This is a genomic window from Bacillus cereus group sp. BfR-BA-01524 (genome assembly GCF_022662595.1).
GTDB classification, from domain to species: domain Bacteria; phylum Bacillota; class Bacilli; order Bacillales; family Bacillaceae_G; genus Bacillus_A; species Bacillus_A thuringiensis_S.
This window is the reverse complement of sequence record NZ_JAKUDW010000026.1, coordinates 1-15,059: the sequence shown is the minus strand read 5'-3', so window position 1 is coordinate 15,059 and position 15,059 is coordinate 1. Positions and strand designations below refer to the sequence as shown.

Genomic DNA, 15,059 nt, shown 5'->3' with positions numbered 1-15,059 from the left:
TACTATGTATATAGCATGAAAACATGCACAATAAAAATTTGGAATTTTGTATTTTCACTAGAACAAAAAGGGAAAATATGTTTGTGAAATTATGAACAATTTCTGAATTATTGTCTGAAATTACCTATACTCATGTTTATCTGTATTATAATGTTATTATCTTGGATAAAGTGATAAAGGTGGAGATCCTCATGGAACAAGCTTTAAAAATTACAGGTGTTTTAGCTGACCCAACTCGTTATTACATTTATAAATATATTTCGCAAAAACATAGTTACGTAACTGTACAAGAAATTGCAGATGAATTCGATATTCATCCAAACGTAGCACGTTTACATTTATCTAAATTAGAAGATGTTCATATGCTTAAATCGGAAACAAAGAAAACTGGAAAAGGCGGAAGACCAAGCAGATTATATGTCTTATCTGAAGATGTTATTCAATTGCAATTTCCATTCCGTGATTATCAATTGTTAGCAAGAATAGCATTTAATTCTTTACTTAGCCTTGGCGCTGCTGGTGAAAAAGCGCTATACGAAACAGGAAAACAATTCGGGGCCGAATTAATGCAACAACATATGCAACGTTTAAATGTGAGTGAAGATGCTTTAACAGTAGAGCAAAAAGTTCAAATTGCAAAAGAAGCTTTCTCAACAGCCGGCTTATCACCTGCATTTGAATTAAGTGCAGATGGAACAAAAATTTTCTATGATGTACACAATTGTCCATTTAAAGAAGTTGCTGTTCATCATCCAACTGAAATTTGTAACATGCACGGAGATATGATGAAAGGAATTTTTGAAATCCTATTCCCTAACATGGAATTAACTCGACATGATAGTCTATTAGATGGATGTAAATCTTGTAATTATAAACTAACAATTTAATTTCTCATATAAAAAGAAGCCAATAATAATTGGCTTCTTTTTATATGAACGAATATTTACAATAGTAAGAAAAATAAACTATAATGAAAAGAGGTTTTACTTTTTCTAGAAAAGGAGGGAAATGGCATGGATCGCATGTTTCGCGTTCTCGGCTTTTGGACTGGAATTTTCTCGGTTATGTTTTACGTAGGAGATATGCAACAGGCTGCACTACTATTTTTAGGACAAACAGGTTTCTTCGTACTTTTAAGCTATTTAAAATTAACAGAGCGTATGTATATATACGTATTCGGGGCATATTTAACTGTTTTCTTCATAGGATTTACATACTACACGACATTTTTACTTGTCCCTGGGGCTGGACATTAAAAGATGGCATTTTGCCATCTTTTTTTTAATCCCGGAATTTCCTAGTTGACTTATAGGTTTTATTACCTTATATTCTATATAACAGATTGGAATTAGGGGGAATCAACATGAATACACTGCTTGTCGGAATTAACGTTGCAGTCATGCTCATCTTAGTTGGCGTATTATATTATATGCAACGTAAGCATGTATCTTTTAATAAACGTGTATTTACCGCTTTAGGAGTCGGAATTTTATTCGGTCTTATATTACAATTCATTTATGAGCCAACTTCTAAAGTAATTATTGAATCAAATACTTGGTTTGGCTTAATTGGTAACGGTTATGTGAAATTACTTCAAATGATCGTTATGCCACTTATTTTAGTATCTATTATTTCAGCATTTACAAAATTACAGTTAACGAAAAACCTTGGTAAAATTAGTGGTCTTATTATCGGAATTTTAATTCTTACTACAGGAATCGCTGCAGCTGTCGGTATCGCTGCAAGTGCAGGATTTGATGTATCTGCAACAGGCTTGCAACAAGGTGATGCAGAATCTGCTCGTCTGAAACTAGTTGAAGAAAGATTTACTTCTATTGAAAAGACAACAATTCCAGATAAATTATTAGAGCTATTGCCTACAAATCCGTTTCTTGATTTAACAGGCGCTCGTCCAACATCAACAATTTCTGTCGTAATATTTGCAGCCTTTATCGGCATTGCCTTTATAGGTGTAAAACGAAAATATCCAGAACAAGCAGAGCTATTTAAGAAAATGCTTGATGCTGGATATGCAATCGTAATGCGTATGGTAACATTAATTTTACGCCTTACACCATACGGCGTATTAGCTCTTATGGCAAAAACAGTTGCTGGTAGCGATATAAATGCTATTTTAAAGCTTGGCAACTTCGTGTTAGCCTCTTATGTAGCACTTATCGTAATGTTTATCATTCACTTATTATTAATTGCATTGTCTGGTTTAAATCCAATTCAATATTTGAAAAAAGTGTTCCCTGTACTAACATTTGCATTCACATCTCGCTCTAGTGCTGGTGCGATGCCATTAAATATTGAAGCTCAAAAAGAAAAGCTTGGTATCTCCGAAGGAATTGCAAACTTCGCAGCTTCATTTGGAGTATCTATCGGACAAAACGGTTGCGCAGGTATTTATCCAGCAATGCTTGCAATGATGGTCGCTCCAACTGTAGGAATTGATCCATTACAACCACAATTTATTTTAACTTTAATCGCTGTTGTTGCTATTAGCTCATTCGGTGTTGCCGGAGTTGGTGGCGGTGCAACATTCGCAGCTTTAATCGTACTATCTACAATGAACTTACCAATCGGTATTGTTGCTCTAGTTATCTCGGTTGAGCCATTAATCGATATGGGTCGTACAGCTCTTAACGTAAGTGGTTCTATGACAGCAGGTCTTATTTCAAGTAAATGGCTTGGTGAATTAGATCAAGATACGTACAATCAAGATGATACAAAAACTGATGAAATTGCTTCATAATGAAAAAAAGACGCTAACATACAATTGTTAGCGTCTTTTTTATTCCGTTCCCTCTTTATAGATTTTATCTTGAGAATTATCACTCCAAGTATTCTTCTAGTTGCTCTTTTAACTCTTCCTCAATCTCATAACAAGATTCATCAACAAGTTCTCCTACTTTCTTACTCCCCAAAATGTTTGATTGAATTGACATTCCTAAAAAGATTCTTTCGCATTTCCAAATTGTAATATAGTGAAATTCAATCATCTCTTTTTCTTCATCTAATATAGCTATAGCAACTGTTGAATAATAACCCACCTCAAAGGGATTCTCTTTTTCTCTTGCAAATCCCATATCTAATTCCATGTTTTTTTCTATGTATAAATGCGAATACTCTTTATACAATTTAAGTGGCATTCGCTCTATTTCCTTCTCCATACATTGAATGTTCTCTTTTAACTCCAACGTAAACTCCTGTTCTTTATATTTCATTTTCGCCTCCTTAAACATAGAAAAAGAGAATACAATAACATATCCTCTTTCCTCAAATATATTTCATTATCTCACAGCCCGTCCTTTTCACAAATAACCATTTTGTTCGCACCATTTATGAAATTGTCCTACGTCTACTCCAACTAACACGATATCCTTTAGCTCTACATCAATGATTTGTTCTCCAATTACAATAGCAAACTGCGATGCTAATTTTGTCTCGTTTTTCTTTACAATTCCAATTCGGTTCCGATGCGGTCCATCTTTTATATATGCTTTTTGTCCTACAATATCAAAGTTCAAGATTCTCACCTCTTTTACTGCGCTCAAATTGGAAATACGATCTCCACCTCGGAAAATTTCCTTTCATTGCACTATTTCTCTATATATATGACGAAACAATAAAAGAGTCCTTCCTTCTTTACAATTATTTTTTCTTTGTTTCATTTTTGTGATCGAAACGTAAAGTTTATAATAAAATACACTTGGAAGCGCTTTCTACGCAATTTTTTATGTTATAATATATAAGTAGAACTTCGTAAAGAGGGTTAAAAAATGAATACAAAGATGATTAAAAAAGTAATTGAAGCATTAAAAGTATATGGCTTTCAGGATGTATCATTCTGTGACAAAACGAGGCAATTTTTATTTCATAACGAAACCGATATTATGAGCGGCTATGCAGAAATAACATATAGTAGTCAATTTGAAAAATTCAACGTACAAATTCATCCAATTGAAACACATCACCAAGCAGAGTTACAAGAGGTTGAAAGACATATACAAGCTTGTATAAGAAAAGTGGAATATTTAAACGCACTTCTTACCGGGCAGACAAAACTAGATGATAAAATTATTATTATGTAAAAAAAGAACGTGATCCAATCACGTTCTTTTTTCATTATATGTTCATCTTTTCCTTTAGTTGTAATCCTGTAACAGATTCTAATACATCCATCGATTCTCCAAATGTCATATCAAAAATTGTATTGTCCTCTATGTACGGAAACTGTCTGAAACGCTTTTCTAACACCTTTACAGCATCTGATGTAAAGGTTGCACTATCAATGCCAAATTCTGTTTCAAGAAGAACGATCCAATCTAACACATGAAAACCTAATCCATTGACGAATGCAATAAGTTTTTCTTCTGGGTTTGAAGATAAGAATACTTGGCGTTCCATCTCACTAAAAAGTTCTTCTCCTAAGATTTCAGCTAACTCATCATCATGTTCACGTTCAACAAGTTCTTCGTAGCCGTAATCATCCACAAGCTCTTCTACTTCTTCACTATCCTGACAAAGCAATTGACTAAGAAGTGCCTCTTTCTTAAATTCACTATTTTGTACGACTTCTAAAAAGCTCGTTTCCCATCCATTTTCTAATTTCATATTATGTACTCCTTTATATACGTTTCTTATCATCACTGTACCCAAAAGATCACTTTTATAACCTTTTAGGTAGTTACTATTATTTCACATGATTCATAACATAAGATGCAAACTCAGCTACATCTCCTTCAAAAATATTTATTTCTGGCAAGTGATAGAACGTTGTTTGGAGCGGGTTTCCTGCATGATATACATATATCGTTTTCTCTAGTGCAATCGCCATTCCAAACTCTGTATGGCTCCCGTTTCCGCCATCTAATATAAGTAAAAACACATCCGCTTCTTTTACAGCATTTTTTTCTGCCTGACCAATTTCTCTTAATTGTTCTTGATTCACTGCTCTTTCGTTTTTGGTCCAATCATATGTATGGTGCCATCCTGCATGTTTCAGTTCCTTTGCTACGGAACATACAAGATGTTTATTTTGGAAACCTGAGGCGATATAAAAATTCATTTATATACACTCCTTCATTATGTATCGGGAAACTCCTTTTTAGCGTTATTTGTTATAGCTATAATAAAGAACAACTTCAAAAAAAATCCCCATCTTTAAAACTTATTTGCGTTTAAATGATGGGATGCTTCATGGTCTTCTTTTATTTTTTGTTTTTTATAACTTTCATCAGCTAACATTTCTAGTTCAGCTGTTATCTCTGATTTTTCAAGCTCTCTTTCTTGCGAAAATTTCCTTGAAATATAAACAATAACACTACCAACGTACAACACAAAGCATATAATAAGTGCAGTATTTTCATAGAGACTTAGCTCCAACACAGTCACTCCTAATCCATTCGTATTTTCACGCTTCATTAATTGGAATTTCCCTATTAACCCATTTGTTATCCCGCTATTTGAGGGCAGTAAAACCCCCTCCTCAAATTCCAGTGAAAGCAAAGAAGTTAGATGGAGGATGCCCCCAACTGATTAAAGTTTCACTTTATTGTAACATAAAAATATCAATTCTTGGAATCTTTCACCCTACTAAAAGAGGCATGATTGTTTCATCATGCCTCTGAAATATTTTGAATGATTGTTTTAATTGCTTCTTTTCCATTATATTTTTTTAGTGCTGTTTTATACTTCTCATTATTTTGATTCAATTCTTCGACATACTTTATAAGAGATTTTACAGTTACATCTTCTTCATATAATACGGAGGCATACCCTTGCCTTTCAAAGGACTCTGCATTTAATATTTGATCTCCACGGCTTGCAAATTTCGATAATGGAATTAAAACCATCGGCTTTTGTAATGTTAAAAATTCAAAAATTGCGTTGGAGCCCGCGCGTGAAATAACAAAATCTGTTACCGCTAATATATCTGGCAGTTCTCCATGTACATATTCAAATTGTCTATATCCTTCTTTATTTTGTAAACTTTCATCAAGGTTACCTTTTCCGCAAAGGTGAACAATTTGATACTTTTTAAGAAGTTCTGGTAATGCTTCTCGAGCCGTATCATTAATTTTTTTCGCGCCCAAGCTGCCTCCCATAATCGTAATAACTGGCTTTTTACGTGAAAAACCTAAAAACGCTAAACCTGTTTCACGATTTCCTTTCAGCACTTCTTCACGTACAGGAGATCCCGTATATATTACTTTTTCTTTCGGTAAATGTTTCGCTGCTTCTTCAAATGTAACAAATATTTTCGAAGCAAAACGAAGCGCAATTTTATTTGCTAGTCCTGGCGTCATATCAGATTCATGTAATAAAACTGGTACTCTATTTAGCCATCCTCCAATTACGACTGGTACAGATACGAAACCGCCTTTTGAAAAAATCACATCTGGTTTTAGTTTTCGAATCCTTACATACGCATCCATAACACCCTTCATTACAAGAAAAGGATCTTTTATATTTTTCAAATCAAAATAACGACGTAGCTTTCCACTCGAAATACTATAGTAGGGAATGCCTTCCTTTTCTATAATCGTTTTCTCAATACCTTGATGAGAACCAATATAAGAGATATCCCAGTTGTCTTCCTGTAAATATGGGATAATGGCTAAATTAGGTGTTACATGTCCTGCCGAACCGCCACCTGTAAAGACTATCTTCTTCATACGTCTCCCCCTTCTAAACTATAATACACTAAAATATCTTGCCTCAGGGTGAGAAAATACCATAGCCGTTACGGAAGCTTCTGGCTCCATCATGAATCCTTCTGTTAATGAAATACCTATTTCCTCTGGATGAATTAAGCGAAATAGCTTTTCTTGATCTGCAAGTTCTGGACACGCCGGATAACCAAATGACACGCGTATTCCTCTATATTTCGTACGGAAACGTTCTTCCATCGTCAGTTCAGGTGAGTCCGGAATGCCCCAGCGGTCACGAATGAGCATATGTGTTTTTTCAGCAAGTCCTTCTGCTAATTCAAGCGCTAACGATTGAATGGCATGACTACGTAAGTAATCACCTTTCGCCTTCCACTCTTCAGCAATGTCCCGAACTCCTTCCCCAACCGTAACAGATAAGAAAGCAACATAGTCCATCTCATCTCCAATTGGGCGCAAATAATCGCCTAAAGTACGATAGGGAGCCTTTCCTTGTCTAGGGAATGTGAAACGCTCTATAACACGCGTATGATCTTCTGGATCATATATTACAATGTTTTGTCCGTCGCTTTGCGCTGGGAAAAATTGATACACTGCTTTCGGCTTTAACCAAGATTGTCCTTCCTGCAATAATTCATCTATTAAATCATTTAATTCATGTGCTCTCTTATCCCCCTCTTTCAAAAGCTTCTTCACATTTCCTTTTAATCCAAGGTGATGCCCAAGTAACATTTGTCTATTTAAAAATGGAGCAAGATGAAGAGCCGGAATATCGCGTAATACAATTCGTTTTGTTGAATCAGGCACCATAACCTCAGCCTTCGGTAATGGCTCAATTACTGCTGGAATTTCTACTTGCTTCTCCTCTTTTTTTACGATATGAAGATGACGTTCTTTTTTATCCTGTTTCATCTTCTCACGCTCTTCTTCTTTTTGAAGCTTATTAATAATATCGAGCCCCGTCATCGCATCACTCGCATAACAAACGAGCCCTTTATATGATGGTGAAATCCGATTATCTGTAAACTTTCTCGTTAACGCTGCACCACCTACAACAATGGGCACATCAATATTTGCTGCTTTTAAATCTTCAGCAGTCGTTACCATTTGTTGCGCTGATTTTACTAATAAACCTGAAAGGCCTATAATGTCAGGCTTCTTTTCTTGTACTTCTTGAACAATTCGATCCGAGCGAACATTGATTCCTAAATTAATAATCTCATATCCGTTATTCGATAAAATAATTTCAACGAGGTTTTTCCCAATATCATGTACGTCACCTTTAACAGTTGCTAATAATACTTTCCCTTTTTTTGCACTATCGCTAGATTCCATATGTGGCTCTAAATAACTTACAGCAGCTTTCATACTTTCGGCACTTTGCAATACTTCAGCAACAATAAGTTCATTATTATTAAATAGTCGTCCTACCTCATCCATCCCTGTCATAAGCGGACCGTTAATAATATCAAGAGGTTTTCTTCCTTCTTCAAGTGCAAGACTTAAATCCTCGTGTAATCCTTGTTTCGTACCTTCTACAATATAATTTGCTAGTCGTTCATCAAGCGTTAACGTTTCTTGCACAACGACATCTTTCTTTTTAGCGACTCGGTAAAAGTTTGTAAATTCTTCTAACGTCTCTTTCGTCGTTTCAAACAGTAATGCATCTGCAAGGTGTTTTTCTTCCTCTGGAATCGACGCATAGCGTTCTAATTTTTCCGTATTAACAATCGCGTAATCTAATCCAGCCTTCGTAGCATGATATAAAAAGACGGAATTCAATACTTCACGTCCAGCCGGTGGTAAACCAAATGATATGTTACTTACACCTAAAATCGTTAAACACTCTGGTAACGCTTCTTTAATAAGGCGAATCCCCTCTATAGTCGCTGCCGCTGAACCGATATATTCTTCATCACCTGTCCCTACTGGAAACACAAGTGCATCAAAAATAATATCTGACGGGCGTATCCCATATTTCGTCGTTAATAATTCGTAACTTCTTTTTGCAATTTCTAATTTTCTTTCAGCACTTACTGCCATACCATCTTCATCGATTGTACCAACTACAATTGCAGCACCATACTTACGAAGAAGCGGTGTTACCTTTTCAAAACGCTCTTCTCCATCTTCTAAATTAATAGAGTTGATAACAGCTTTTCCTTGAATATAAGTAAGTGCTCTTGCCATAACATTTTCATCCGTTGAATCAATCATAATCGGTACTTTTAACACTTTCGTAACTTCTGTCAAAAATTTCTCCATATCTTCTATTTCATCACGATCAGGATCTGCCATACAAATATCAATAATATGAGCATTTTTCTTCACTTGTGCTCTTGCCACTTCAGCAGCCTCTTCAAATTTCCCTTCTGCTACTAATCGTTTAAATTTACGTGAACCAATAACATTCGTTCTTTCACCTACAAATAACGGTCTCATAGACTCATCGTATTGCAGTGCCTCTAATCCACTAATTCCATGTCCTTCTCTCTCATGATGATCACGAGGCTTAAGAGATGCTAGCGCTTCCTTCATTGCTCTTATATGTTCTGGTGTTGTGCCACAACAACCACCGATAATATTAACCCATCCTTCTTCAGCAAATCGCTTCACCTTTTCAGCAAGAGAAGATGGAGACTCATGGTAATGTCCATCTTCATCAGGAAGACCTGCATTTGGATAACAAGAAATGTAACACTCCGATAAATCAGATAGTGAACGAATATGATCCCTCATAAACTCCGGACCAGTCGCACAATTTAACCCAACAGATAATGGTTTCATATGTTCTACTGATAAATAAAAAGCTTCAATTGTTTGCCCAGCCAGAGTCGTTCCCATTGGCTCAATCGTTCCTGAAATCATAATAGGAACCGTTTTTTTCAGTTCTTCAAAAGCAGCTTGAATTCCAATATAAGCTGCTTTCACGTTACGCATATCTTGACTCGTCTCAACGAGTAATACATCAACTTCTCCTTTTAATAATCCTCGTGCCTGCCTTGTATAAGCCTCAATCAATTCTTCAAAAGTCACACCACCAGTAACACTAATTGCTTTCGTTGTTGGTCCCATCGCTCCCGCAACATATACTTCCTTACCGCTTTCTTTAACAGCTTGCTTCGCCAAAAGTGCTGCCTTTTCATTTAGTTCTTCATCTAAATGAGACAGCTCATAATCACTTAGTACAATATTCGTTGCTCCAAATGTATTTGTTTCAATAATATCCGCTCCAGCTTCAATATAAGCTTTATGAATCTTTAAAATAACGTCTGGTCTTGTTTCTACTAAATATTCATTACAGCCCTCGTACTCTTCTCCTCCGAAATCTTCAGCAGTTAAATCCTCTTGCTGAATCATTGTTCCCATTGCACCATCTAATATTAAAATGCTATTTTGTAATTTTTCTTCTATACACTTCATCAATTAATACCTTCTTTCACTTCTTGCTTTTCTCTTACATATTTAACAAGATGTTCTGTAATTTCATATTTTAAAAATGGTGTAATAAGATAAATACCATTAAAATATTTCATCGCTGCGTCGATCAATTCTTGCGAAATGCGAATCCCTTCCTCAATTGCTGCCTCTTTCGTTTCGTGTCCATCCATTCTCTCTCTTATTTCTTCAGGAAGAGTAATACCCGGTACCTCAAAATGAAGAAAATCTGCATTCCGCTTACTTACTAACGGCATAATTCCAATAAAAATAGGTTGTTCCAAATGCTTTGTCGCTTCATACACTTCTTCAATTAAGGCGATATCGTAAATTGGCTGAGTTAAAAAATATTCCGCTCCAGCATCTATTTTTCGTTCCATTCGCTTAACCGCTGCTTTTAAGTGCCTCACGTGAGGATTAAATGCGCCGCCTACAGAAAACCTTGTCGCCGGTCCAATTGATTTCCCTAAAATTGAACGTCCATCGTTCATTTCTTTAATCATTTTAATGAGCTCAATAGAGGACAAATCGTATACAGAAGTTGCACCGGGAAAATCACCAACGCGCGCTGGATCACCAGTCAAAGCTAACACTTCTTCCATCCCTAACGCCGATAAACCTAACAAATGAGATTGTAGTCCAATGACGTTATGATCTCTACACGTTAAATGTGTCAATACCGGGATATCATGCTTCGTTAATAACGCACCCATCGCCATATTAGAAATACGAGGCGATGCTAATGAATTATCTGCTAGAGTAATAGCATCTGCTCCCGCTCTTTTTAACGCTCTTGCTCCTTCAAAAAAACGCTGTGTATCTAACGTTTTCGGTGGATCTAATTCCACTACAACTGTCGTTTGTTTTTTCGCTTTCTCTGCTAGAGTGACGTGAGCCTTCGAACGTTTCTCATGCGTATGAACGACTTTCGGCCTTTGAATAGTGTCTTTTTCTATTACAGGTGTAACATTCGCAACAGCGCGCTTCATACTTTGAATATGTTCTGGAGTCGTACCACAACAACCACCTAATAACCGAATACCTTGCTCAATAAATCTCGGTGTCATCGCCTCAAAATAAGCTGGGCTTCCCTCATATACGTAACGTCCCTCCACATAATTCGGGAGACCTGCATTTGGGTATGCTGATAAATAGCCATTTTGCGGAATCGATATCATTTTGAAAGCCTCCGTCATATGAAGCGGCCCTAGTTGACAATTCAATCCAACAACATTTGCACCGTAATCTATAAGTTGCTTTAATATTTCATTGACATCATTTCCATTTTGAGTCGTACCTGCTTCATGTAACGCTAATTGAGCAACAATTGGAATGTTCGTTTGCTTACGCAATACTTTAACGGCATGCAGTAATTCAAATTCATCGTAAAAGGTTTCTAATAGTAATCCATCAACTTGTTCTTCTAGTAAAGCCCCTGCCTGTTCAAGTAGCATAAACTCCCTTTCCATATCAGTCGTTGTAACGGCTCCGATATGTTTCATACCACCAATTGTTCCTAAAATTGCATTTCTGTCCGTAACAGATGCTTTCGCCAGCTTTACTGCCGCTCTATTAATTTCTGTAACTTGATTTTCTAAGCCATACATACGTAATTTCGCCTCATTTGCTCCATACGTATTCGTTTGAATTACATCTGCTCCAGCAGCTACATATTGTTTATGAATCGATATAATTAAGTCTGGATCAGATACATTCAATTCTTCAAAGCTACTTTGCAAACCATGTGAATGCAATAACGTCCCAACCGCACCATCACCTATTACAATTCCTTTTGATAATAAATCTAGTAACTTCACGAATCTCCCTCATTTCTATCAATATAAAAACCCCCTCTTCACTTTGAAGAGGGGGACATAATCGTTCCTCCTCTTATTATGCAAAACATTCGTTTTGCAGGTATTAGCACCGTTTCAAACATTTCGTTTGAAGGTTGCCGGGTTTCACAGGGCCTTTCCCTCCACCGCTCTCAATAAGAGTTGTCTTTATTATTTTATTTATGTAGCTAAAAGGAAATGCGTTCCCCTTTTAACAATGTTTGTTAATTTTTTAATAAATTTAGCATGCACAAAAGTAAAAGTCAATGACACTTGCGGAAAAATAAAAATTATTTAAAATAGAGTTGCAATTCAATTATCTTTTGTTGTAAAGTTAAAAACATAATAAAAATTTCATACGAACATTCTTATCTAGAGAGGTAGAGGGACTGGCCCTGTGACGCCTCAGCAACCATTAACATTTTGTTAATAAGGTGCTAATTCCAGCAAATTGTGAAAGATTTGACAGATGAGAAGAAGACTCTATTCAAACCGAAAGCCTTCTTCTTAGAAGGCTTTTTTTATTTTATATTCAGTTAATGTTTCAATTTAAAAAGGAGGAATTTTCACATGTCAACAATCGAAACAAAGCTAGCACAAATCGGCAATCGCAGTGAAACTACAACAGGAACGGTTAATCCACCAGTTTATTTCTCAACCGCTTATCGTCACGAAGGAATTGGTAAATCTACCGGCTTTGACTATTCACGAACTGGCAATCCAACTCGCGGTCTTTTAGAACAGGCGATCGCAGACTTAGAATATGGCGAACAAGGTTATGCCTGTAGTTCAGGGATGGCAGCTGTTCTCCTCGTCCTTTCTCTATTCCGCTCTGGAGACGAACTTATTGTATCTGAAGATTTATACGGGGGAACGTATCGATTATTTTCTGAACATGAAAAAAAGTGGAATGTTCGATGTAGATACGTAAATACACAGTCTATTAAACAAATTGAGCAAGCTATCACAACTGAAACGAAGGCTATTTTCATAGAAACTCCAACTAATCCATTAATGCAAGTTACTGATATTGCTGCTGTCGCAACTGTAGCGAAAAGGCACGGACTACTTCTTATTGTAGACAACACATTCTACACACCTTATATACAGCAACCATTAACAGAAGGTGCCGACATTGTACTTCATAGCGCAACGAAATATTTAGGGGGGCATAACGATGTACTAAGCGGACTTGTCGTTGCAAAAGGAAAGGAACTTTGTGAGGAAATCGCCCATTATCATAATGCATCAGGTGCGGTCTTAAGCCCATTTGACTCATGGTTATTAATTCGCGGTATGAAAACGTTAGCGCTTCGCATGAGACAACATGAAGAAAATGCGAAAGCAGTTGTTGCGTATTTAAATGATGAAGACGGGGTGACAGATGTATTTTATCCAGGAAGAGGCGGCATGATTTCATTCCGCCTTAAAGATGAAGCTTGGATCAATCCATTCTTACAATCTTTATCCTTAATTACATTTGCCGAAAGTCTCGGTGGTGTAGAAAGTTTAATGACTTATCCAGCAACGCAGACACATGCTGATATTCCTGAAGAAATTAGAACAGCAAACGGTGTATGTAATCGTCTTCTTCGATTCTCCGTTGGCATTGAAAATAGTAACGATTTAATTCAAGACTTAAAGCAAGCCATTAAACTCGTAAAAGAAGGTGTAAGAATATGAGTTATTCTATAGATACACTCTTACTACACAACCAATATAAACATGACTCACAAACAGGCGCTGTGAACGTTCCTATTTATAACACATCAACTTTTCACCAGTTTGATGTAGATACGTTCGGAAAATATGACTATAGCAGGTCAGGAAATCCAACTCGTGAAGCTCTTGAAGATATCATCGCTTTATTAGAGGGCGGAACAAAGGGGTTCGCCTTTGCATCAGGCATTGCAGCGATTTCCACTGCATTTCTTCTTCTTTCACAAGGGGATCACGTTCTCATTTCAGAAGATGTATACGGAGGCACTTACCGAGTGATAACTGAAGTACTCTCCCGTTACGGTGTTTCACATACATTTGTTGATATGACCAATTTAGAAGAAATAAAACAAAACATTAAACCAAATACAAAGCTCTTTTATGTAGAAACACCTTCTAACCCACTTTTAAAAGTGACAGATATTCGCGAGGTTTCTAAACTCGCAAAATGTATTGGCGCTCTTACTTTTGTTGATAATACATTTTTGACACCACTATTCCAAAAACCACTTGAACTTGGAGCTGATGTCGTTCTTCATAGTGCTACAAAATTTATTGCTGGTCATAGTGATGTTACTGCCGGATTAGCAGTCGTAAAAGATGCAGAACTCGCTCAAAAGCTTGGATTTTTACAAAATGCATTCGGTGCTATTTTAGGGCCTCACGATTGTTCTCTCGTACTTCGCGGTCTAAAAACATTGCATGTACGCCTCGAGCATTCAGCTAAAAATGCCAATAAAATTGCACATTATTTACAAGAGCACGTTAAAGTACAAAATGTCTATTATCCGGGATTACAAACACATCTCGGATTTGATATTCAACAATCTCAAGCAACATCAGCTGGAGCAGTCTTATCATTTACTTTGCAGTCAGAAGATGCACTCCGCCAATTTTTATCAAAAGTAAAATTACCTGTTTTTGCAGTTAGTTTAGGAGCTGTCGAGTCAATTCTTTCCTATCCAGCTAAAATGTCACATGCAGCACTGTCGCAAGAAGCTCGTGATGAAAGAGGAATCTCTAATTCATTACTTCGGTTATCAGTTGGTCTCGAAAATGTTGACGATTTAATATCCGATTTTGAAAATGCCCTTTCTTATGTAGAAGAACCTGTAAATGCATAGAGAGAAAAGAAGATATGAGATTAGGTTTTCATATCTTCTTTTTATGCGGTTCAGTATATTCATTTGAATTTCTTCCTTTTTTATGGTTCATAAAAAATAAAGGTATATCATCTATTTCTAAATAATGGGTTAATTGATATATTAAGAAATAAAAAGGGATGAAAATAATGGATACTTGTGCAGATATTTTAATCGTTATCGATTTACAAAATGGAGTATGTTATAGCGGAGAGCATTTATTTGATTTACAGAACTTACTAACAAAA

Annotated in this window: 14 protein-coding genes, 1 pseudogene and 2 riboswitches; of the genes and pseudogenes, 7 read left to right on the top strand and 8 right to left on the bottom strand. The window is 36.2% G+C overall.

Features of this window, described 5'->3' with window-relative positions:
* Positions 1–191: 191 nt before the first annotated feature.
* From MR170_RS11560 to MR170_RS11550, 3 genes are all read left to right on the top strand, one after another.
* A complete protein-coding gene (locus tag MR170_RS11560; RefSeq protein WP_000434107.1) occupies positions 192–887 on the top strand; it encodes a helix-turn-helix transcriptional regulator in 696 nt (231 codons plus the stop codon).
* Between the two features lie 126 nt (positions 888–1,013).
* Positions 1,014–1,256, top strand: a complete 243-nt coding sequence (locus MR170_RS11555; RefSeq protein ID WP_000375619.1) for a DUF2626 domain-containing protein — start codon at positions 1,014–1,016, stop codon at positions 1,254–1,256.
* Between the two features lie 107 nt (positions 1,257–1,363).
* A complete protein-coding gene (locus MR170_RS11550) occupies positions 1,364–2,758 on the top strand; it encodes an L-cystine transporter (protein ID WP_242308309.1) in 1,395 nt (464 codons plus the stop codon).
* 79 nt (positions 2,759–2,837) lie between these two features.
* Here MR170_RS11550 and MR170_RS11545 read toward each other — a convergent pair whose 3' ends face one another.
* The gene (locus tag MR170_RS11545) at positions 2,838–3,230 is read right to left on the bottom strand and encodes a hypothetical protein (RefSeq protein WP_242308308.1); all 393 of its coding nucleotides are present in this window, start codon (positions 3,228–3,230) and stop codon (positions 2,838–2,840) included.
* Between the two features lie 87 nt (positions 3,231–3,317).
* Positions 3,318–3,533, bottom strand: coding sequence for a DUF3912 family protein (locus MR170_RS11540; RefSeq protein WP_001008326.1), 216 nt, complete (start codon positions 3,531–3,533; stop codon positions 3,318–3,320).
* A gap of 252 nt (positions 3,534–3,785) precedes the next feature.
* Between MR170_RS11540 and MR170_RS11535 the strand changes: the two genes are divergently transcribed.
* Positions 3,786–4,097: a hypothetical protein gene (locus tag MR170_RS11535; protein WP_001093240.1), complete on the top strand. Its 312-nt coding sequence runs from the start codon at positions 3,786–3,788 to the stop codon at positions 4,095–4,097.
* A gap of 34 nt (positions 4,098–4,131) precedes the next feature.
* On the opposite strand, the gene MR170_RS11530 is transcribed toward MR170_RS11535, so the two are convergent.
* From MR170_RS11530 to MR170_RS11505, 6 genes are all read right to left on the bottom strand, one after another.
* Positions 4,132–4,620: a hypothetical protein gene (locus MR170_RS11530; RefSeq protein WP_242308307.1), complete on the bottom strand. Its 489-nt coding sequence runs from the start codon at positions 4,618–4,620 to the stop codon at positions 4,132–4,134.
* A gap of 79 nt (positions 4,621–4,699) precedes the next feature.
* Positions 4,700–5,074, bottom strand: coding sequence for a nucleoside 2-deoxyribosyltransferase (locus MR170_RS11525; RefSeq protein ID WP_242308306.1), 375 nt, complete (start codon positions 5,072–5,074; stop codon positions 4,700–4,702).
* 95 nt (positions 5,075–5,169) lie between these two features.
* Complete coding sequence (locus MR170_RS11520; protein WP_000817964.1) at positions 5,170–5,430, bottom strand: DUF3966 domain-containing protein; 261 nt, start codon at positions 5,428–5,430, stop codon at positions 5,170–5,172.
* 194 nt (positions 5,431–5,624) lie between these two features.
* Entirely contained in the window at positions 5,625–6,683 is a 1,059-nt protein-coding gene (murG, locus tag MR170_RS11515) for an undecaprenyldiphospho-muramoylpentapeptide beta-N-acetylglucosaminyltransferase (RefSeq protein ID WP_000724780.1), read from the bottom strand.
* A gap of 18 nt (positions 6,684–6,701) precedes the next feature.
* On the bottom strand, positions 6,702–10,100 hold the full coding sequence (gene metH, locus MR170_RS11510; protein ID WP_242308304.1) for a methionine synthase: 3,399 nt from the start codon (positions 10,098–10,100) through the stop codon (positions 6,702–6,704).
* Positions 10,100–11,932 (bottom strand): bifunctional homocysteine S-methyltransferase/methylenetetrahydrofolate reductase, encoded by a 1,833-nt coding sequence (locus MR170_RS11505; protein ID WP_016080281.1) that lies wholly within the window; start codon positions 11,930–11,932, stop codon positions 10,100–10,102. Before MR170_RS11505 ends, metH begins: the two co-directional genes overlap by 1 nt.
* Positions 11,933–12,002: 70 nt before the next feature.
* Positions 12,003–12,112, bottom strand: a riboswitch (SAM riboswitch).
* A 203-nt stretch (positions 12,113–12,315) separates the two neighbouring features.
* A riboswitch (SAM riboswitch) is annotated at positions 12,316–12,426 on the top strand.
* A 94-nt stretch (positions 12,427–12,520) separates the two neighbouring features.
* Between MR170_RS11505 and metI the strand changes: the two genes are divergently transcribed.
* The 3 genes and pseudogenes from metI to MR170_RS11490 all read left to right on the top strand — a co-directional run.
* Positions 12,521–13,633, top strand: coding sequence for a cystathionine gamma-synthase/O-acetylhomoserine thiolyase (gene metI / locus MR170_RS11500; RefSeq protein WP_000103889.1), 1,113 nt, complete (start codon positions 12,521–12,523; stop codon positions 13,631–13,633).
* Complete coding sequence (metC, locus tag MR170_RS11495) at positions 13,630–14,793, top strand: cystathionine beta-lyase (protein ID WP_242308302.1); 1,164 nt, start codon at positions 13,630–13,632, stop codon at positions 14,791–14,793. Before metI ends, metC begins: the two co-directional genes overlap by 4 nt.
* A gap of 167 nt (positions 14,794–14,960) precedes the next feature.
* Positions 14,961–15,059, top strand: a pseudogene (locus MR170_RS11490) (cysteine hydrolase family protein); the annotation flags it as partial.